This is a genomic window from Mycobacterium sp., from assembly GCF_044370595.1.
In the GTDB taxonomy this organism is placed as follows: Bacteria; Actinomycetota; Actinomycetes; order Mycobacteriales; family Mycobacteriaceae; genus Mycobacterium.
The window spans coordinates 1-20,638 of sequence record NZ_JBILVF010000008.1 but is presented as its reverse complement, the minus strand read 5'-3'; the positions used below and the strand labels follow the sequence as shown (position 1 = coordinate 20,638).

Below are 20,638 nucleotides of genomic sequence, written 5' to 3'. Positions count from 1 at the left end.
AATGAACTTCGAGTGTACCAACCTGATGGGGCCGCACGTGCGCCCCGATCGCAAATGGTCTAGAGGCTGACCTCGGTCAGCTTTCCGGTTGCCACGTCGAAAACAAAGCCCCGGGCCGAGGTGTGCAGGGTGACAAACGGGCTGGCCTGGATGCGCCGCAGGGACTGCCGGACGTCTACCTCGACGTCGCCGAAGGCCTCGGCCGCCCACTCGGGCTTGATACCGGTGTCCTTCTGGAGGTCACGCTTGAAGTCGTCGTCGGTGAACGTCAGCATGCCGCAGTCGGTGTGGTGGATCAGGATGATCTCCCGGGTGCCCAGCAGACGCTGGCTGATGGCCAGGGAGCGGATCTCGTCGTCGGTCACCACCCCGCCGGCGTTGCGGATGACGTGCGCCTCGCCCTCGTTGAGGCCCAACATCCGGTAGACGTCCATCCGCGCGTCCATGCACGCCACGACTGCCACGTGCCTGCTCGGCGGCAGCGGCAACGGCCCGGAGAAGGTCTTCGCATACTCGGCGTTATTGGCCAGATACTCGTCGGTGACGCTCACGGCGGCTCTCCTGTCGGCGGGGGATGCTCGCCGAGATGGTAGCCGCCGCCGGCGCCGGTGAACCACCGGCGTGATGCAGGGCCGCCCTCAGTCCCGCCCTTCCCATGGTTACCCGTGCCCATCGCGGCGCAACGCCCGCGATCTCCTACCCTGTGCTGATGCGACATCGGGCCCGACCAGGGGTCGGCAGATGATCCGGTTTCTGGCGCGCCGGTTGCTCAACTATCTGGTGCTGCTGGCTCTGGCGTCCTTTTTGACCTTTTCGCTGACCTCCTACACCTTCACCCCGCTGAACAGCCTGCTGCAGCGCAACCCGCGCCCGCCGCAGGCGGTGATCGACGCCAAAGCCGCCGAACTGGACCTCGACAAGCCGATCCCGCTGCGCTACGCGCATTGGGTTTCCGGTGCGGTGCGGGGCGACTTCGGGACCACGGTCGCCGGCCAACCGGTCTCCGACGAACTGTGGCGCCGGATCGGGGTCAGTCTGCGACTGCTGGTGATCGGCTCGGTGCTCGGCACCGTCATCGGCGTGGTGGTGGGCGCTTGGGGGGCGATCCGCCAGTACCGATTATCCGACCGCGTTGTGACGCTGTTGTCCCTACTGATCATCAGCACACCGACATTCGTGTTGGCCAACCTGTTGATTCTGGCCGCACTCCAGGTCAATACGACGCTGGGGATGCAGATCTTCGAGTACACCGGCGAGACGTCCCCCGACGCGGTGGGCGGGGCCTGGAACCGGTTCGTCGACCGGTTGCAGCACCTCGTGCTGCCGACAGTGACGCTGGCGCTGGTCTCCATCGCCGGCTACAGCCGCTACCAACGCAACGCCATGCTCGATGTGCTCGGCCAGGATTTCATCCGCACCGCCCGGGCCAAAGGACTGACCCGCCGCCAAGCGCTGTTCAAGCACGGTCTGCGAACAGCGTTGATTCCGATGGCCACACTGTTCGCCTACAGCGTCGCCGGACTGGTCACCGGGGCGGTGTTCGTGGAGAAGATTTTCGGCTGGCACGGCATGGGTGAGTGGGTGGTGCAGGGAATCGCTACCCAGGACACCAACATCGTCGCCGCCATCACGCTGTTCTCCGGCGCAGTGGTCCTGCTGGCGGGGCTGCTCTCCGATGTCATCTACGCCATGCTCGACCCGCGGGTTCGGGTGACATGAGCACACCGGAAGTTCAAGTGGCGCAGAGCCAGTCCGACCCCGAGCAGTTCGTGTCCCGACGGACCCTGGTAACCCGCCGTTTCCTGCAGAACCGATTGGCGGTCATCTCGCTGGCGGTACTGGTCGGGCTGTTCGTAGCCTGCTACGCGGTTCCGCCGCTGCTGCCCTACTCCCACACCGACATCGACTATTACGCGCTGCAAACCCCACCGAGTCCGCAGCACTGGTTCGGCACCAACGCCCTCGGCCAGGACGTCCTGGCCCAGGTGCTGCGCGGCATGCAGAAGTCGCTGCTCATCGGGGTGTGCGTCGCGTTCATCTCGGCGCTGGTGGCCGCCATCGTCGGCTCGGTCGCCGGGTATTTCGGCGGCTGGCGTGACCGGGCGCTGATGTGGTTCGTCGATCTGCTGCTGGTAGTGCCCAGCTTCATCCTGATCGCGATCATCACCCCGCGTACCAAGAATTCGGCCAACATCGCGCTGTTGATCGTGTTGCTGGCGGCATTCAGCTGGATGATCAGCTCCCGCATGGTGCGCGGCCTGACCATGAGCCTGCGCGAACGCGAATACGTCCAGGCGGCGCGCTATATGGGCGTGCCGAGTTGGCGGATCATCGCCCGGCACATCCTGCCCAATGTGGCCTCAATTCTGATCATCGACACCGCGCTGAACGTCGGGGTGGCGATCCTGGCCGAAACCGGTTTGAGCTACCTCGGTTTCGGCGTGCAGCCACCGGATGTCTCCTTGGGCACCCTGATCGCCGACGGGACCAAGTCGGCGACCACGTTCCCGTGGGTGTTCCTGTTTCCGGCCGGGGTGCTGGTGTTGATCCTGGTGTGCGCCAACCTCACCGGCGACGGGTTACGCGACGCACTCGATCCCGGCAGTGCAAATCTGCAGCGGCGGAAGCTCATCAAGCCGTGAGCCTGCTGACGGTGGATGACCTGTCGGTGAGCTTCCCCACCGACAGTGGCGAACTGCGGGCGGTGCGCGGACTGAGTTACCGGATCGCCCCGCGTGAAGTGGTGGCGATGGTCGGCGAGTCCGGCTCGGGGAAGTCCGCGGCGGCGATGGCGGTGATCGGTCTGCTGCCGGAGTACGCCTCGGTGTCCGGTTCGGCCAGACTTGACGGCCGGGAACTGCTCGGGATGCCCGACGAGGAGATGTCGAGGATCCGGGGCCGTCGCATCGGCACGGTGTTCCAGGATCCGATGTCGGCGCTCACCCCGGTTTACACCGTGGGCGACCAGATCGCCGAGGCCATCCGGGTGCACCATCGTGATGTCGGCAGAGCGCAGGCCCGGGCCCGTGCGGTCGAACTGCTCGACCTGGTCGGCATCGCCCAACCCGATCGGCGCGCCCGAGCCTTCCCGCACGAACTCTCCGGTGGTGAGCGCCAACGGGTGGTGATCGCCATCGCGATCGCGAACGACCCCGCCCTGATCATCTGCGACGAACCGACCACCGCACTGGATGTCACCGTGCAGGCTCAGATCCTGGAAGTGCTCAGGACGGCCCGCGACGTCACCGGCGCCGGGGTGCTGATCATCACCCACGACCTCGGGGTGGTCGCCGAGTTCGCCGATCGCGCGCTGGTCATGTACGCCGGCCGGGCCGTGGAGACGGCCTCGGTCCCCGACCTCTACGCTGATCGCCGGATGCCCTACACCGCAGGGCTTTTGGGTTCGGTTCCCCGGCTCGGCGCACCCCGCGGTGAACGCCTGGTGCCCATCCCCGGCGCTCCGCCGTCCCTGGTGACGCTGCCGCCCGGGTGCCCATTTGCGCCGCGGTGCCCACTGCTGGTCGAGGAATGCGCGTCGGCCGAACCGGCCCTGGCGCCGGTGGGTCCGGGGCATTCTGAGCATCTAGCGGCCTGTATCCGCACCGATCAGGTGGCTGGGCGCAGTGCCGCGGAGATCTACGGTGTGGCCACCGCGGCGCCCGAGGCCGACGACGGCGGTCCCCGCGCCGTGGTGGTGCGGGTTTCTGACCTAAGCCGGACCTACCGACTGACCAAGGGCGTGGTGTTCCGCCGCCAGATCGGCGAGGTACGCGCCGTCGACCGGATCAGCTTCGAGGTGCAGCAGGGCCGCACACTGGGCATCGTGGGCGAGTCCGGGTCGGGCAAATCCACCACGCTGCACGAGATCCTGGAGTTGCGCGCACCGCAGTCGGGATCGATCGACGTCCTGGGCAACGACGTCGCCACCCTCACCCCGGCACGGCGGCGCGAGTTGCGCCGCGATCTGCAGGTGGTGTTCCAAGATCCGGTGGCATCCCTGGACCCTCGACTTCCAGTGTTCGACATCCTCGCTGAACCGCTGAGCGCCAACGGTTTCGACAAGACGGCCACCGACCATCGGGTAGCGGAGCTCCTGGAGATCGTGGGGCTGCGCCGGGCCGACGCCAGCCGCTATCCGGCGGAGTTCTCCGGCGGCCAGAAACAGCGCATCGGCATCGCCCGCGCGTTGGCGTTGCAGCCCAAGATCCTGGCTCTGGACGAGCCCGTCTCGGCGCTGGACGTGTCGATCCAGGCCGGGATCATCAACCTGCTGCTGGATCTGCAGCACGAGTTCGACCTGTCCTACCTGTTCGTCTCCCACGACCTGTCGGTGGTCAAACATCTGGCCCACCAGGTCGCGGTGATGCACCGGGGGGCGATCGTGGAGTACGGCGACAGCGAAGCGGTCTTCACCAACCCTCGCCACGAGTACACCCGACAACTGCTGGCCGCCATCCCCCAACCCGACCCGGCGCGCCGCTAACATCAGCGGTTGTGACCCTTGCGCGAACAGACACAAACTCTCACTCACAGCGGCGTTTCAGCGCGACTTTGCGTCTGCTCGCGGTCGCGATGGCGGCATTGCTGGCGCTGGCCGGCTGCTCGGCGCCCAACCGCGAGGCCGCCGCACCCGGCGCCAACGCCGAACTCGGCAAGAGCAGCGACACCAACCCGCAGGACGTCTCGGCCCTCAAGTCGGGCGGCAATCTGCGGTTGGCCATCGGGGCGCTGCCGTCGAACTTCAACACCCTCAACATCGACGGCAACGAGGCCGACAACGGCTCCATGCAGCGCCCCACAATGCCGCGGGCGTTCGTGATATCCCCGGACGGGTCGATGAAGGTCAACACCGACTACTTCACTTCGGTGGAGTTGACCAAGACCGACCCGCAGGTGGTCACCTACACCGTCAACCCGAAGGCGGTCTGGTCCGACGGTACGCCGATCACCTGGGAGGACATCGCCTCCCAGATCAACGCCACCAGCGGCAAGGACAAGGCCTTCGCGATTGCCTCCCCCAACGGCTCAGACCGGGTCGCCTCGGTCACCCGCGGGGTCGACGACCGCCAGGCCGTGATGACCTTCGCCCAGCACTACCCGGAGTGGCGCGGCATGTTCGCCGGCAACACCATGCTGCTGCCCAAGAGCATGACCGCCGACCCCGACGTGTTCAACAAGGGCCAGCTGGACAAGCCGGGACCGTCCGCGGGGCCGTTCATGATCTCCGCGGTGGACCGCACCGCGCAGCGGGTGACGTTGACACGCAACCCGAAATGGTGGGGAACCCCACCGCTGCTGGACTCGATCACCTTCCTGGCTCTTGACGACGCCGCCCGCATCCCGGCACTGCAGAACAACACGATCGACGCCACCGGGATCGCCTCGCTGGACGAACTGACCGTGGCCCAGCGCACCGAGGGCATCTCGATCCGCCGCGCCCCCGGACCGAGTTGGTATCACCTGACGTTCAACGGCGCACCGGGATCGATCCTGTCCGACAGGGCGCTGCGGCAGGCCGTCGCCAAAGGTATCGACCGGCAGGCCATCGTCAACGTCGCCCAGCGTGGTCTGGTGGACAAGCCCACCCCGCTAGGTAACCACATCTTCGTCGCCGGCCAGGACGGCTACCAGGACAACAGCGCGGTGGTGGCCTACGACCCGGAGAAGGCCAAAGCCGAACTAGACGCGCTGGGCTGGAAGCTCAACGGCCAGTTCCGCGAGAAGGACGGCAAACAACTGGTGATCCGGGACGTGCTGTATGACTCCCAGAGCGGTCGGCAGGTGGCCCAGGTGGCGCAGAACAGCCTCGCCCAGATCGGGGTGAAGTTGGAACTCGACGTCAAACCCGCCAACGGCTTCTTCACCAACTACGTCAACGTCGGCGACTTCGACATCACCCAATTCTCCTGGGTCGGTGACGCTTTCGCGTTGTGCTGCCTCAACCAGATCTTCACCACCGGCGCGGAGAGCAACTTCGGCAAGATCTCCTCACCGCAGATCGACGCCAAAGTCGAGGAAGTGCTCGACGAACTCGATCCGGTCAAGGCCCGGGCCCTGGCCAACGAGGTGGACAAGATGTTGTGGGAAGAGGTATTCAGCCTCGCGCTGTTCCAGTCGCCGGGCAACGTTGCGGTGCGCAACGCACTGGCCAATTTCGGCCCGTCCGGTGTCGGCGACTTGAACTACAGCACAATCGGTTTCATGAAATAGGCGGGCGGGGCAACAGTCGGGGCATTGCCGGAAGGACGCCCTCGACCCGCGCCGCGGCCTCAATCGCCAAGCCCAGCAGCCGCAGTTCCGGTGATGCGGGCAGTTCGTCGAGCACCTGCCCCTGGGCCGGCAGGTCCCCGGCCCGGCCGTCACACACCTGACCGGCGATCCGCAGCGCCGCCCGCTCCCGGGTGTCCAGGATGCTGTGACCGGCGGTCGGCAGCCGCACCAAGGCCGGGGCAGCAACGAGTTCGGCGATGAGGTCAGCCACCGCCGGCGGGGTGATCAGGTCGCGGCCGCCGGAGATCACCACGGTGGGCCAGCCGAAGCCGGGCATCTCGGCCACCAGGTCGAACGGCTCGCCCTGGAAGTCCGGCGGCGCGTCAAGGTCGGACTCCCGCATCGCCACCGCCGGGTCCAGCGGAAGGCCGTCGGGGGTGCCGTGGAAATTCAATTCCCGGTATCCGATCGGGCCCACTAGGTCGGTTTCGTTGCGGTAGGGCATTTTTCGGCTGGCCAGCCGACTGAGGTATCCCATCGTGGTCCAGAGCACCCGCCGGTCATCGAGCAGCAGATCCAGCAGACGGTGCAGCATGTCCGAACCGCCGATGCCATAGAGAGCTGCCGCGAGTTGGGCGTCGCTGGGCGTCATGGCGCCGTCATCGGAAAGCTGCCGCACTTTGGCCGCGAGGTCGGAGCTGTCCGGATCGGCGCCGTGCCAGAGCAGTCGGCGCAGTTCGCGACGCATGATCTCGATGTCGTCCCGGTTGAGCAGCGGAGAGTCCAGGATCATCGCGTGTACGCGGTCGGGGTGCCGCACACCAAGCCCGGCGGCGAGGTAGCTGCCGTAGGAGGTCCCGTACACCACGGCGTCGTCGACCTGCGCGTCGGCGAGTACTGCGGCGATGTCGTCGACTACCTGCTCGATGGTGAGCGCCTCGGCCGACAGGTCCTGACCGTCGTCGTCATGGCGGGACATGCCCACACCGCGATGCTCGACCATGATGACGTCAAGGCCGGCGGCGGCGGCCCGGCGGCGCAGACCCTGATAGTGACCGATCGAGGCCATGCCCGGGCCGCCGGGGATGACGACCAAGGGGCGCACTGTCGGCGGGCCGGTGCGTATGTAATACAGATCGAACTGCTCCCCGTCGGGGTCGGTGACCGGGCGGCGCAACGAGGCGACACCGGGCAGCGCGGCCAACTTGTCGTGGACGCGGCGGCGTTTGTCGTCCAGGGTCATCGGCAGGGTCCCGGCATGCCCCCGATTCTGCCAACGTGGGCAGGGGAGAAAGTCACCACTTGCCGCGCAGACGGTGACGCCGGCCGCACCGCGGTCGTAGCGTGGGATCACGATGACCGAATTCATGAGCCAGACCGACGCGTTCACCTGGGCGATGGAGTCCGATCCTCGGCTGCGGTCCACCGTGGTGACGGTGATCATGCTGGACCGTTCACCGGACTGGGGGGTGGTCCGCGAACGCTTCGAGGCCCTCTCCCGCAACCTGCCCATCTGGCGGCAGCGGGTGGTGGAGTCCCCACCACCGGCGCCGCCGCGTTGGGAGGACGCTCCCGATTTCGACATCGACTTCCACATGCGCCGGGTTTCGGCGCCGGAACCCGGCAACCTCGACGGCGTGCTGGAGATGGCGCGGGTGGCGGCGATGGCCGACTTCGACCGAGCCCGGCCGTTGTGGACCGCGACGCTGATCGAGGGACTCGACGACGGAGGCGCCGCGGTGTTGTGCAAGTTCCACCACGGGCTGACCGACGGGGTGGGCGGCGTGCAGATCGCCATGCACCTTTTCGACCTGAGCGAGGAGCCGCGTTCGATCGAGTCGGTCCGGGCCAAGTCCGGTGTGCCCGAGGTTCACGAGCGCGGGCCACTGGCGGAGTACATCGACATCGTGCGTTACGACCTCGGCCTGGTGGGCAAGGCCGTCGCCGGTGCGGTGAGCGCGACTCCGGGTCTGCTGTTGAACACCATCCGTCGACCGATTCAGACGGTGGCGTCGGCCGGGGAGTTGGCCGCTTCGGTGTATCGCACCGTGCGGCCGGTCAGCGAGACCGGGTCGCCGATCATGAAGGAGCGCACTCTGGTGCGCCGTCTGGCCGTTCACGATGTTCCCCTGGCGGGACTGAAGGAGGCCGCCCATCGGGGCGGCGGCGCACTCAACGACGCATTCGTCGCCGGTATCGCCGGAGGTTTGCGCCGTTATCACGACAAGCACGGCGCGACGGTTGGTGATCTGCACCTGACGATGCCGATCAGTGTCCGCACCAAGGACGACAACGAGGGCGGCAACCACATCACGTTGGCGCGCTTTGATGTTCCGGTCGGGATTGCCGATCCCGCCACGCGGATCCGCGAGACCCGGGAGCGCACCAACAAGGTGCGCAACGAGAAGTCCACGCCCTACATCCAGCTCATCGCCGGCGCGATGAACCTGATGCCCCGCTGGTACATCGGGTCCGTGCTGCGAAAGGTCGACTTCCTGGCCAGTGACGTGCCCGGGATTCCGGTGCCGGTCTACCTGGCCGGAGCCAAGATGCGGATGCAATACGCGTTCGGGCCGACGATCGGCTCAGCGGTCAACGTCACACTGCTGACGTATGTGGACACCTGCGCGCTGGGCATTGATGTCGATACCGGCGCCATCCCGGACTTCGAGGCGTTCTACGAGTGCCTCGTGGAAGGCTTCGACGAAGTCCTGGCTCTGGCGGACTGAGCGGTGACGATGCGGTCCATCAGGTACTGAGCGGCAACGATTCGGAGCACCCTGAGCGACGACGATACGAGCGCGCCAGCGACGGTGCATCCAACCTGGGCGATTACCGACCTCTTGGGCGAACATCTACATTTGAGGACTCCGCTATCATCACGAGCAAAGTTCGCTGAAATCTTTGGGGGTTTTCCAGTGCACAGCCACGCAAACCGGAGCCGTCTGGTTCTTCCTGTCGCAGTGGCGCTGGCGCTCGGCCTGATCAGTGTTCCGCACAATCCGGTGTCGGCGACTGCAATCCCGAGGCTCACCGAGGTTTCCGCCGTCCGACTGCAAGCCGAAGTCAGCTCTCTGGTCACCGGAATGGCGGGCGCCCTCTCTGCCGAACCGTCCGCCGAGGCGGCAGCGAACAGCCTCACCGGGAGCGCGACCACAGCCGTCGTTGACTCGTGCGTCTACCCCTGCACGTTCTTCGACAAGTTCCTATCGAGCCTGCCGGAGGACGTGCGCTATGCCATTCTTCCCGCGGTCTATGTCGTTGCTTGGTGGGTGGGATTGATAATCTCACCGGTCATACTGGTGACCTCCGCGCTGTTCGGTTGGCCGTATTCGTTGCCGAGTGCGGCCGCGGCGACACCGCAGACCGCACCGGAACCGGCTGAGGCGACCACTCCGGCGAGTGATCCGATCGGCGCGGGTTCCGATCAGGAAGCAGGGGCCGGCCAGGAAGCCGTGCCGGCTGTCCCCGGCGGGAACGCAGTCGGCAATGAGGCCGCGGGAATTTCCACTGAGAGCGACGACAACAGCTTGCGCGGCAGTGCGCAACGCACCATCGAGGCGGGTACAAACCCAGCGGTAAGTTCAGTGTCTGCAGAGGCTTCCGCTCTCCCGGACACTGCCGCCACCGAGCCGACGCCGACTGCTGAGATGTCGACTGAGGCCACCAACGCGGCCAAGGACGCTGCCCCAGTTCAAGACCGTCCGGCGCAACTCCCCGGCGGCTCATTAGAGGCCGGGTCCCCGGAGATCGGGTCCCCCGAGATCGGGTCCCCCGAGATCGGGTCCCCGGAGGCTGGGTCCCCGGAGGCTGGGTCCCCGGAGGCTGGGTCCCCGGAGGCTGGGTCCCCGGAGGCTGGGTCCCCGGAGTCCCCAGAGATCGCGTCCCCCGGGACGGCCCCCACCGAGGCTGGCCCGACGACGGGCCCCAGTGGTGCCACCGACGCGGGCCCCGCGGATTCGGCTCGGGCCTCGCAGCGGGCGTCTACGCGCTGAGCTCGATGACCTCGGCGTCGGCGACCCCGTCGTAGCGGCCGGGCGTGCACGTCAGCACGATGACCTGACCTCGGTCGCCGACGGTGTTGAGCACCCCGCTCATCCTGTCCAGACGATCCGGGTCACTGAAGCCCAGCGCGTCGTCGATGATCACCGGCACGGTGTCCTCCTTGGCGACCAGCGCGGCACCTGCTAGCCGGGCGAGAATGCCCAGCTGTTCCTTGGCGCCGCCGGACAGCGAGTCGTAGGGCACGGTGCATCCGTCCAGCGTGCGGGTCTGGATGGACAACTCGGTGTCGACATCCACCTCGAAGCTAGGGCCGAATACCTCCCGGCCCAGCCGCTCCAACTCGGCACGGTAGGGCTGGACGTAGCGCTGCCGGGTGTTGTCCCGGTGCCGGATCATTGTGGTGCGCAGCAACTCGGCGGACTGCGCCCGCTCCTGGACGCGGGCATACTCGGCGCGCGCCCGTTCCAGTTCGGCCTGCGCCTCATCCAGCCGGCCCTGCCGGCCCTCGCTGCCGATGACGCCCAACTCAGCGGCCAGCGTGTGCAATTCGAGTTTGGAGTCGTCGCGTTGACCGGTGATGGACTCGACCGACTCCAACGCGTCCGCGAGTTCGGCGTCCACCGCGGCCGGATCTGCTGCGCCGTAGCGCTCGGCCAGACCTGCGACCACCTCGTCGGCGGTGCGCTTAGCATCGGCGTCGGAGGTCGCCTGCGCAGCGACGAGTTCGTCGGAAACGGCGGCCCGCAGCATGGCCAATTGATCACGCACCGAAACGAATTCGGCGTCGGCCGTCTTCAGCCGTTCCTGTGCCACTGTTGCCCCGGTGGACTTCGCGCTCAGGACCGCGGCTGCCGCGGTGGCGGCCTTCTGGTGTTCAGCCGCCTCGGCTCGGGCCTTGGCCAACGCCTCGCCGGCCGCCGTCAGTTCCGCGGCGGCCGCCTCCGGGTCGATCTGATCACCGACCGCGGCGGCGGCGCGAAGCGCGGCCAGTTGGGTGTGCAAGGCGGCGCCGGCCTCGCCCGCGAGCAGGCCTTCGAGCTTTGCCGCGTGCGTGGCGCGGCTGTCTGAGAGCGCACGACGCTGGGCATTCAGTGCACGCGCAGCCTCGACACCGTCGACTCCGGCGAGGGTAAGTTCGTGATCCAGAAGCTGCTGTGCCGCATCCAGATCCGCACGTAACTTCGCCGCGCTCGCACCCGGGTCGATGCGAACGCTCAGCACACCGGGCACGTCGACGATCACCGCGGCCGAGGCGGGCTGGGTCCAACTCTGCCCGGCGGTCAGGGTGCGCGGCCGGCCGTCGACGGTGATGTCGAGGTCGGCGGAGGCGGTGAACTCGACACTCGCAGCGTCGGCCTGCAACTGCGCCGCGACGCGCTGCACCGCCGACCACTGCTGCTCGATACCGGCCATCACCGTCTCAGTGAGGGTGATCGCGGTCAATTCGCCGGCAATCCGGGCGAGTTGCTTCCCGATCTCGTCGATGCTCGCCACCCGGGCCGCCAGTTTGTCGGCGGCCTCGCGCGCGACACAGGCTTCCGCCGCCGTCTTGGCAGCATCGAATCGGTCCTGCGCAGCCACCAGTGCAGCGGCTGATTTCTCGGTAGCCGCACGGGCCACCTCAGCCGTCTCCGTGGCCAGGGCCTCCTGCTGGACGGCCTCGGCAAGCGTGGTCTGCAACGCCAGCAGCGTTTCCCCGCGGCGCTTACCGTCGTCGACCAACTGTTGGCGCTGGCCGTAGGCCGCCGTCGAGTTCGAACTGGTGGCGGCCGCGGCGGCCGCCACCAGGCGAGCCTGACGCAACTGTTCGCGCAGTTCGGCCAGCGCCTCGTGCACCTTGCGGGCCTCGGCAAGCCGCCCGTTCACCGGGGTGAGCGACTCCTCAAGGTCTCGCAGCGTAGCAATCAGGTCCTCGTGGCGGGACACCCGTTCGTCGACCTCCTCGACGGAGAGCAGCCAGCGGTCCACCTCGACCTCAGCGGTCTTGACTCGTTCGATCGCCGACTTCCACACACCCGTTGGCCGCCCGGTGCCGGTGAAGTACTTCAGATACTCGGCGTCGACGCGGTCGATGAGCAGGGACTCATCTCCGGCCGGCGCGGCGTCGGTTTCCCCGGCGGCGGCGTCCAGCGCCCGGGACAATGCGTCAGAGCCGGTCAGGTTCACCGCGTTCGTCGACGCCGACTGCAGCACCCGCTGGGCTTCCCACAGCTTGGTGTCCAGTGTCGCGGCCAGCATGGCCTCGACCCGCTCGTGGGCATCGTCGGCGGACAGTTGTTCCCGCCTGGGCTCGATGATCTCCAGTTCGGTCTTGGCCTTCTTGTGGAAGCGCTTTCGGTAGACGAACCGGTAGGGGCCGGTGCTGATTTCGGCCTCGACCTCGGCTCCGACATCGGCGTGTGCGGGCTTGACCGCCTTGACGTCGCGATGGCCGGAGCGGTCCCGGTAGGTGAGCAGCAGATCGAGAGCCTCGAGCATCGAGGATTTACCGATCTCGTTGGGGCCGCAGACCACCACCACGCCCTGGTCGGGAAAGGAGACCTCACGGTTGCCGACACCCCGAAAGTTGGTCAGCCGCAGACGATGCAGGATCACGCCGCGCTCCCCTGCTTGAGACGCAGCAGCAGGGCCAGGGCACCACGGGCCGCACCGGCGTCGTCCCCCTCGGAGCGGGCGGTCGCGACCAGTTCAGCGACGGCGTCGGCGGCGAACCCGCCGATACCCAGATCGTCGAACTCGTCGTCGGCGGGCATCACTGCGATGTCGGTGTTGCGCTCCCAGATGCTCAGGGCGGCGAACCGACGGGAGTGCCGGTCGATGCAGGCGTCCAGTGCCGCCCGGTCGGTGACCGTCAGCGTGCCGACCAAGCCGATCTTGACCACCGTGCGGTCCTTGTCGGGCAGTTCGTCGAGGTTGAGGTTCAGATCGGCGACATCACGGCTGTTGTTGACCTCGCGGCGCAAGGTCAGGAACCGCCAGGTACCGACGGAGTGGGACTCGACGGTCACCGGATGCGCCGGGTCGTCGAGGTCGATGTCGACCACGAGCACATGCCCGGAGTCTGCTTCCTTGTGGTCATAGTTGGTGACCTCCGGGGATCCGGAGTACCAGACGCGGCCGCTGTCACCCACTCGGGTGCGAGAGTGCTTGTCCCCCAGTGCGCCGTAGTGCACCGCCGCGCGTTCGATCGCGGCCCGCAGACCGGCCATCGCGATCTGGGCCGGGTTGTCGCGGTCGGGGTCCAATGTGTCGACGGCCCCGTGGGCCAGCAGGATCCGCGCCGTTCCATCCGACGCCAAACCCTCGAGCACCTCGGCGGTCAAGTCGGTGGTGGGCTTCTTGGACCGCCACGGCGCGGCGACGATATCCAGACCCGGACGCACCTGCCAGACTCCGGCGCGGTTGAGCACCGTCACGTTGTCCGGGCACTCGGCGATGAACAACGCGCTGGTGTACACCGATGCCGCATCCAGTGGGTCGTGGTTGCCGGGCAGTAAATAAACCGGAACCTCGATGGCCCGCATGGCATCCAGCGATTGGCTGATGACTCTGGGCGCCAACTGGTTGGCGTCGAAAACGTCGCCGGCCACCACCACGAACTCGGCTCCGGTCTGCCGGGCCAGTGCTCCGATGGCCACGATCGCGTCGCGGCGGGCGGCGGAGTAGCGGGCCTGGGCGTCCTCCTGCAGGAAGTGACGCGTCATACCCAGTTGCCAGTCCGCGGTGTGTAGGAACTTCATACCTCCGACGTTCCTTTCCTCCGGGTGCTGATTGCCGACGGCGCGAGTGTATGGCCGCAGTCCGACAAGTCCGCGGACCTCAGTCGGCATGTGCCCTAACCTGGGACGAATGAGAACACTGGTGCTGATGCGACACGCGAAATCGGACTATCCAGACGGCGTGCCGGATCATGAGCGGCCCCTCGCCGCCCGCGGAGTCCGAGAGGCCGCCCTGGCCGGTGAGTGGTTGCAGGCCAACGCGCCCAACATCGATGCGGTGCTGTGCTCGTCGGCGACGCGAACCCGGCAGACCCTCGAGCGCACCGGGGTGCCGGCGCCGGTGAACTATCTGGACCGGCTCTATGGGGCGAGCCCGGGCGATGTGATCGACGAAATCACCAAGGTCGGCGCCGACATCGCCACCCTGCTGGTCGTCGGCCATGAACCCACCACGAGCCACCTCGCACTCGGACTGGCCGGCCCCGGCAGCGACCGCGACGCCGCCGAACAGGTGGCGCGCAAGTATCCGACGTCGGCGATCGCCGTCTTGCAGGTGCCGGGGCCGTGGTCCGGACTGCAACTCAGCGGTGCGGAGTTGGTGTCATTCCACGTGCCGCGCTGAGAAGTCGCTCGGAGCCGGGCAACAGCGACCAGAAATCTCTAGGAGTTGGTAGCCAGTGTCAGTTCCATCAACTTGATGGCCTGAGCGCACGCATCAGTACCCGGGGTCTGCGGGTTGACCCACCAGCCCACCACCCCGGCGGCATCGGCGGCCACTCCGCATCCCCCGTTGGGGTCGTTGCCGCGCATCACGATGGCGGCGATGCCGTTGATCGCGCGGCTCTCGATCTTGTACTTGTAAGACTCGGCGATCCTGCGCTCGTTTTCGAGGCTGCCCTGCTCGAACCAGAACCGGGTGATATCGACCAGCCCCGTCGTGCTCAGGGCCTGCCAGCGGCAAATCGCCCCGACGAAGGTGCTCTGGATGTCCAACGGGTCGGCGCCGACCGTCTTGGCCAGGATGTCGGCGGTCAGGACGTCGCATTCCTTGAGGAGATTGGGGTACTCCTGCGCAGCACCCCCGCGGGAGCCGCCGGTGCCGGCCTTCATCGCCGTGCCGTCAACGGTCTGGGCGCAGCCGCTCAGCGCAACCGGCATCAGCACCGCCGCGACCGCCCCCGCAGCCAGCCGGCGACGGATGAGGCCGCTCATTTGGCGTTCACAATCGACAGCCGGGTCAGTTCTTTGGCGACGTCGCAGGCCGGCGGGTAGGGCTTCTCGGCGAAGCTCACCGACCACTCGATGAAGTCGTCGTCGAACTGGATCCCGATCTCGCAGAGACTCTCGCCGAGCAACGGGTCGTCGTTGACCGCGATGAACCCGCTGCGGCCCTCGATGGTGATGTCCTCGACGCTGGTGCGGGAGAGTTCCTCGGTCTTGCGTTCGCGTCCGATCGGGCTGCCGCGGAACCAGTTGAAGGAGAAGTGCGGCCCGAGGATTCCGCCCCCGGCCAGCCACTGACAGCCGACCGGATTCACCGCGGTCTTGACCAGTCCGGTGATCCGGGTCTGCTCGGCCATCGTCTGATCATTGATTCCGCCGCACTCGGGGAACGTCGGCCCGTGCTTGCCTTCCTTGGCCACCGGCGCGCTGGACTCCTGCCCCGGGGACTGTGGCTGCCCGGTATCGACCGAATCGGAGCACGACGAAAGCGTGCTGATCGCCGCTACGGCGGCCAAGCCGGCCACGACTGAGCGCATCACCATCATGCGGACCTGCTCACTGTCACAGCATGCACTGTAGCGGCCGGGGCCGGTCAGGCTTAGACACACCGGCTGAACAGCCTGTTTGTCGCCCCTTCGCAGTGTGGGACAGTTACGAAATGCTCCTCGGGCTGGTCCGGCGCTACGTCCGGCCGTACCGGCGGCTGGTGGCCGCGGTGATGGTTCTGCAAACCCTGAGCGCCACGGCGTCGCTGTATCTGCCGACGATCAACGCAGCCATCATCGACGACGGCGTCGCGACCGGCGACACCGCGTTGATCACCCGACTGGGACTGCTCATGCTGGCCGTGACAGCGCTGCAGGGGGCCTGCGCCGTCGGCGCGGTGTACTTCGGATCACGGACCGGAATGGGTTTCGGCCGGGATCTGCGCGCGGCGATGTTCCACCACGTCATCGGTTTCTCCGAGGCCGAGACGGCACGGTTCTCCGCGCCGTCGCTGCTCACCCGGACCACCAACGACGTCCAGCAGATCCAGACCCTGGTCCAGATGACGGCGACGGTCCTGGTGACCGCGCCCATCATGTGCGTCGGCGGCATCATCATGGCCATCCACCAGGACGCCGGGCTGTCCTGGCTGCTGTTGATCAGCGTGCCGGTCCTGGCAAGCGCCAACTATCTGATCGTCGCCCGGATGCTTCCGGTCTTCCGCAGCATGCAGCGTCTGATTGACGGTATCAATCGGGTTGTGCGCGAGCAGCTTTCGGGGATCCGGGTGGTTCGGGCATTCGCCCGGGAGCCGTTCGAACAGCAGCGGTTCGACGCCGCCAACCGGGCGGTGTCGGATGCCGCGCTGACCGCGGGGCGCTGGCAGGCGCTGATGCTGCCGGTGACGACACTGACCATCAACATCTCCAGCGTGGCTCTGATCTGGTTCGGCGGGTTACGCATCGACGCCGGTCAGATGCAGGTCGGTTCGCTGATCGCTTTTCTGTCCTATTTCCTGCAGATCCTGATGGCCGTCTTGATGGCCACCCTCATCCTGGTGATACTGCCGAGGGCTTCGGTCTGCGCCGAGCGCATCAGCGAGGTGCTCGGCACCCGACCGGGGTTGGCCGACCCGCCGGCCCCGCGGCGCCCGACCGGCGGGATCCGCGGCACGGTGTGTCTCGACGCGGTGACGTTCCGCTATCCCGGGGCCGAACGTGCGGTGCTCGAGGACGTCAGCTTCACCGCCCACCCCGGCACCACCACCGCGATCGTGGGTGGCACCGGATCGGGGAAGTCGACACTGGTGGCGTTGATCTGTCGCCTTTACGACGTAACCGCCGGATCGGTCCGAGTGGACGGCATCGACGTTCGGGACTACGACACCGAGGACCTGTGGTCGGCGCTGGGTCTGGTACCGCAGCGCGGATACCTGTTCTCCGGCACGGTCGCCGACAACCTGCGCTACGGCAAAGCCGACGCGGGCGAGGAGGAGATGTGGGCGGCCCTGCAGACCGCCGCCGCCGACGATTTCGTTCGCGACCACCCCGACGGGCTGGGCATGCGGATCGCCCAGGGCGGCATCAACATTTCCGGTGGCCAGCGGCAGCGGCTGGCGATCGCCCGCGCGATGATCCGAACTCCGAGCATCTATCTGTTCGACGACGCGCTGTCCTCCCTCGATGTCCGCACCGACGCGCGGGTGCGGTCCGCGCTGCGAGAGGCCTCAGTTGGTGCCACGGTAATCGTTGTCGCGCAACGTATTTCGACGGTAACCGAGGCTGATCAGATCGTCGTCCTGGACGACGGTCGGGTCGTCGGGGTCGGGTCGCACGCATCCCTGATCGCCGAATGCCCCACCTACGCTCAGTTCGTCGATTCCCAGATGGTCAGCGTGGGAGGTCGATCGTGACCGCCCCGCCGGTACGGGCCGGGGTGCGGGCAATGCTCGCTGATCCGGAACTGGCGCGCTCGCGGGATTTCCGGGGCTCAGCGCTTCGGTTGCTGCGGCGGCTGACCCCGCACCGCCTGCCCACAGCAGCGGTCATGGCGATGGCCATCGTCGGCATCGCACTGTCGGTGATCGGCCCGCGGGTGCTGGGCCACGCCACCGACCTGCTGTTCAACGGGTTCATCGGCCGGCGCCTGCCGGACGGGATCACCAAGGCCCAGGCCATCGCCGAAGCGCGGGCCCGCGGTGACGACAGGTTCGCCGAACTGCTGTCCGGGATGAATGTGGTGCCCGGCCAGGGAATCGACTTCGCCGCCGTTGGCGCGACGTTGCTGCTGGCGCTGGTTCTCTATGTGACCGCAGCACTGCTGATTTGGGGTCAAGCCCGGCTACTGAACGTGATCGTGCAACGCACCGTGACAGCGCTACGGACCGACGTGCAAGCCAAAATTCACCGGCTGCCGCTGAGCTACTTCGACTCACGTCAGCGCGGTGAGTTACTGAGCCGGGTCACCAATGACGTCGACAACATTGCCGCCTCGTTGTCGCTGACGATCAGCCAACTTCTCACCGCCGTTCTCACCGTCGTCGCGGTGCTGGTGATGATGCTTGTCCTCTCACCGCTGCTGACGCTGATCGCCGTGGTCGGCGTTCCGCTGTCGCTGTTGGCGATCCGGGCGATCACCCGCCGGTCGCGGACACTGTTCGTGGCGCAGTGGGCGAATACCGGGCGACTCAACGCGCACATCGAGGAGACCTACAGCGGCTTCACCGTGGTCAAAACCTTCGGTCACCGCGCCTCGGCGAGTGCGAAGTTCGATCAGCTCAACGACGATGTGTACCAGGCGGGTTTCGGCGCCCAGTTCTTCTCCGGTCTGGTGTCCCCGGCCAGCATGATCGTCGGCAACCTCAGCTACGTCGCGGTCGCGGTGGCCGGCGGCTATCAGGTCGCCACCGGGCAGATCACCCTCGGCAGTGTGCAGGCGTTCATCCAGTACGTCCGCCAGTTCAATCAGCCCTTGACCCAACTGGCCGGGATGTACAACACCCTGCAGTCCGGGGTGGCCAGCGCCGAGCGGGTGTTCGAGTTCCTCGACGAGGCCGAGGAGTCCGGTGCGCAATCATCCGCTGCGACGGCCGAACTGCCCGCCGGGCCCGGCCGGGTGGAGTTGCGCGACATCAGTTTCAGCTACCGCCCCGGCACCCCGGTGATCGAGAACCTGTCGCTGACCGCCGAGCCGGGCAGCACGGTGGCCATCGTCGGCCCCACCGGCGCCGGGAAGACCACCCTGGTCAATCTGCTGATGCGGTTCTACGACACCGACTCCGGGGCCATCCTGATCGACGGGGTGGACATCACGTCGGTGAGCCGCCGGTCGCTGCGGTCACGGATCGGGATGGTGCTCCAGGACGCCTGGCTCTACGGCGGCACGATCGCCGAGAACATCGCCTACGGCAGGCCCGATGCGACCCAGGACGAGATCGTGGCGGCGGCGCGGGCGGCTCGGGTGGACGCGTTCGTCCGGGCGCTGCCAGACGGCTACGCCACCCGGGTCAGCGACGACGGCGGGAAGATCAGCGCTGGCGAGAAGCAGTTGATCACCATCGCCCGGGCGTTCCTGGCCCGCCCGGAGTTGCTGATCCTCGACGAGGCCACCAGTTCGGTGGACACCCGCACCGAACTACTGGTCCAGCAGGCGATGGTGGATTTGCGCCGAGACCGCACCTGTTTCATCGTCGCCCACCGACTGTCGACGATCCGCGATGCCGACCTGATCGTGGTGATGGACCGCGGGCGAATCCTCGAGCAAGGCAGCCCAGCAGTATTACGGGCGCGACGCAGTACGTATTGGGCGATGACCAACGATCAACCCGGCCCGGGAGAGTCCGTTGAACCGGTGCCACCGCTGTGACTATCATCACTGGTTAACAGCGGCAGCACGAGGACAGCGAGAATTTGATGACCGCGTCAAAACTGAACCGGATGACAGCGGCACTATTCCTCGCGGGGGTGTCGTTAGCTGGCCCCCAGGCGATCGGCGTGGCCGCGGCGGACAGGTCCGCGAGCGACAGTGCGGACAGCGCAAGCGCCGGCAGTGCAGCGGAGTCGGGTGCCACCGAGGTTGAAGAGATTGAACCGGTCCAACCCCCCGAGCAGCAATTCAGCGAGACCGAACAGTCCCTGCCCCTGTCCCTGCCCGAACCGCAACCCGACGAAACAGTCGACGAAACACAACCCGAACCGCAACCCGACGAAACAGTCGACGAAACACAACCCGAACCGCAACCCGACGAAACAGTCGACGAAACCCAACCCGAACCGCAACCCGACGAAACGGTCGACGAAGCGGTGCCGGACTCTGCGGCGGAGTTGACCGCCGAGTCGACCACTGAGGACGCCAGCGGTGAGGTAGCGCCCGATCCCGAACCCGAGGCCGACGCGCCCACCGAAGACCAGCACTACGGCGATGTCACGGGCGGCCGGGACGGTTGGCTAACCCCGTTACCGTTCTGGCGGGGCGGCGTCAGCGAAAAGACCCACGAGGACCCCGAGCCCGTCGCGCTGGAGAGCACGGGGATCACGGAGATCGGCCCTGGCGGCGAGTCCGCGGATTCACCGTCCCCCAACGTCGACATCGACGCGCCGGTCTACCACTTCGGCGGCGTCAAGACCGACCCGTCGGACCTGCCGGTGTTGACGGCGGACAGTGTTGTTGAACCGGCCGGTGGCGACTCACCGCGGCAGTCCGCTCCGGGGTTGGGCGCGTTGGTCGAAGCGGTGGCGACCGGCCTCGCCCAGATTTTGGACGCGGCGGGCGCCTGGATCTCGGGGCTGCCCTCCGGACCATTGCAAGACTTCCTGGCCGGCGTGCTGCTCCTGGTGCGTAACGCGCTACCGCAGGATTGGGTGAAGTCCGTCAGGGACCCCTCCGACGGGACCGGACAACTGATCGACGACGACGACGACGACGATGACGACGGCGACGGCGACGACGGCGGCGGCGGCGGCGACGACGACGGCGACGACGGCGGCGACGACGGC

The 20,638-nt window shown here is 67.1% G+C and carries 14 protein-coding genes and 1 pseudogene; 9 read left to right on the top strand and 6 right to left on the bottom strand.

The window, feature by feature from the left end; all coding sequences use genetic code 11:
- Positions 1-59 precede the first annotated feature (59 nt).
- Positions 60-551, bottom strand: a complete 492-nt coding sequence (locus ADBZ5N_RS02235) for a beta-class carbonic anhydrase (protein ID WP_526255857.1) — start codon at positions 549-551, stop codon at positions 60-62.
- A gap of 190 nt (positions 552-741) precedes the next feature.
- On the opposite strand from ADBZ5N_RS02235, the gene oppB reads away from it, so the two are divergent.
- The 4 genes from oppB to oppA all read left to right on the top strand — a co-directional run bounded on the left by oppB (position 742) and on the right by oppA (position 6,210).
- Complete coding sequence (gene oppB, locus ADBZ5N_RS02230; protein ID WP_526255856.1) at positions 742-1,719, top strand: oligopeptide ABC transporter permease OppB; 978 nt, start codon at positions 742-744, stop codon at positions 1,717-1,719.
- Positions 1,716-2,642 carry an oligopeptide ABC transporter permease OppC gene (gene oppC, locus ADBZ5N_RS02225; RefSeq protein ID WP_526255855.1) on the top strand — a complete coding sequence of 309 codons (927 nt, stop codon included), beginning with the start codon at positions 1,716-1,718 and terminating at the stop codon, positions 2,640-2,642. Before oppB ends, oppC begins: the two co-directional genes overlap by 4 nt.
- On the top strand, positions 2,639-4,483 hold the full coding sequence (gene oppD / locus ADBZ5N_RS02220; protein ID WP_526255854.1) for an oligopeptide ABC transporter ATP-binding protein OppD: 1,845 nt from the start codon (positions 2,639-2,641) through the stop codon (positions 4,481-4,483). The genes oppC and oppD overlap by 4 nt, the downstream gene beginning before the upstream one ends.
- Positions 4,484-4,572: 89 nt before the next feature.
- A complete protein-coding gene (gene oppA, locus ADBZ5N_RS02215; RefSeq protein WP_526255888.1) occupies positions 4,573-6,210 on the top strand; it encodes an oligopeptide ABC transporter substrate-binding protein OppA in 1,638 nt (545 codons plus the stop codon).
- Here oppA and ADBZ5N_RS02210 read toward each other — a convergent pair.
- On the bottom strand, positions 6,200-7,453 hold the full coding sequence (locus ADBZ5N_RS02210; RefSeq protein ID WP_526255887.1) for an alpha/beta fold hydrolase: 1,254 nt from the start codon (positions 7,451-7,453) through the stop codon (positions 6,200-6,202). The genes oppA and ADBZ5N_RS02210 overlap by 11 nt on opposite strands.
- Positions 7,454-7,565: 112 nt before the next feature.
- On the opposite strand from ADBZ5N_RS02210, the gene ADBZ5N_RS02205 reads away from it, so the two are divergent.
- On the top strand, positions 7,566-8,939 hold the full coding sequence (locus ADBZ5N_RS02205; protein ID WP_526255853.1) for a wax ester/triacylglycerol synthase domain-containing protein: 1,374 nt from the start codon (positions 7,566-7,568) through the stop codon (positions 8,937-8,939).
- Between the two features lie 1,255 nt (positions 8,940-10,194).
- Here ADBZ5N_RS02205 and ADBZ5N_RS02200 read toward each other — a convergent pair.
- Both ADBZ5N_RS02200 and ADBZ5N_RS02195 read right to left on the bottom strand, forming a co-directional pair.
- Entirely contained in the window at positions 10,195-12,810 is a 2,616-nt protein-coding gene (locus tag ADBZ5N_RS02200; protein ID WP_526255852.1) for an AAA family ATPase, read from the bottom strand.
- On the bottom strand, positions 12,807-13,955 hold the full coding sequence (locus tag ADBZ5N_RS02195; protein WP_526255851.1) for a metallophosphoesterase family protein: 1,149 nt from the start codon (positions 13,953-13,955) through the stop codon (positions 12,807-12,809). Before ADBZ5N_RS02195 ends, ADBZ5N_RS02200 begins: the two co-directional genes overlap by 4 nt.
- A 109-nt stretch (positions 13,956-14,064) precedes the next feature.
- Here ADBZ5N_RS02195 and ADBZ5N_RS02190 point away from each other — a divergent pair, with 109 nt between their 5' ends.
- A complete protein-coding gene (locus tag ADBZ5N_RS02190) occupies positions 14,065-14,556 on the top strand; it encodes a SixA phosphatase family protein (protein ID WP_526255850.1) in 492 nt (163 codons plus the stop codon).
- Positions 14,557-14,594: 38 nt separating this feature from the next.
- Here the strand turns inward: ADBZ5N_RS02190 and ADBZ5N_RS02185 are convergent, their stop codons facing one another.
- Together ADBZ5N_RS02185 and ADBZ5N_RS02180 are read right to left on the bottom strand one after the other, a co-directional pair.
- Positions 14,595-15,146 (bottom strand): DUF3558 family protein, encoded by a 552-nt coding sequence (locus tag ADBZ5N_RS02185; RefSeq protein WP_526255849.1) that lies wholly within the window; start codon positions 15,144-15,146, stop codon positions 14,595-14,597.
- Positions 15,143-15,694 carry a DUF3558 family protein gene (locus tag ADBZ5N_RS02180; RefSeq protein WP_526255886.1) on the bottom strand — a complete coding sequence of 184 codons (552 nt, stop codon included), beginning with the start codon at positions 15,692-15,694 and terminating at the stop codon, positions 15,143-15,145. The genes ADBZ5N_RS02185 and ADBZ5N_RS02180 overlap by 4 nt, the downstream gene beginning before the upstream one ends.
- A 122-nt stretch (positions 15,695-15,816) precedes the next feature.
- Between ADBZ5N_RS02180 and ADBZ5N_RS02175 the strand changes: the two genes are divergently transcribed.
- The 3 genes and pseudogenes from ADBZ5N_RS02175 to ADBZ5N_RS02165 all read left to right on the top strand — a co-directional run.
- On the top strand, positions 15,817-17,556 hold the full coding sequence (locus ADBZ5N_RS02175; RefSeq protein ID WP_526255848.1) for an ABC transporter ATP-binding protein: 1,740 nt from the start codon (positions 15,817-15,819) through the stop codon (positions 17,554-17,556).
- 32 nt (positions 17,557-17,588) lie between these two features.
- On the top strand, positions 17,589-19,508 hold the full coding sequence (locus ADBZ5N_RS02170; protein ID WP_526255885.1) for an ABC transporter ATP-binding protein: 1,920 nt from the start codon (positions 17,589-17,591) through the stop codon (positions 19,506-19,508).
- 71 nt (positions 19,509-19,579) lie between these two features.
- Positions 19,580-20,638: pseudogene (locus ADBZ5N_RS02165) on the top strand (hypothetical protein); the annotation flags it as partial.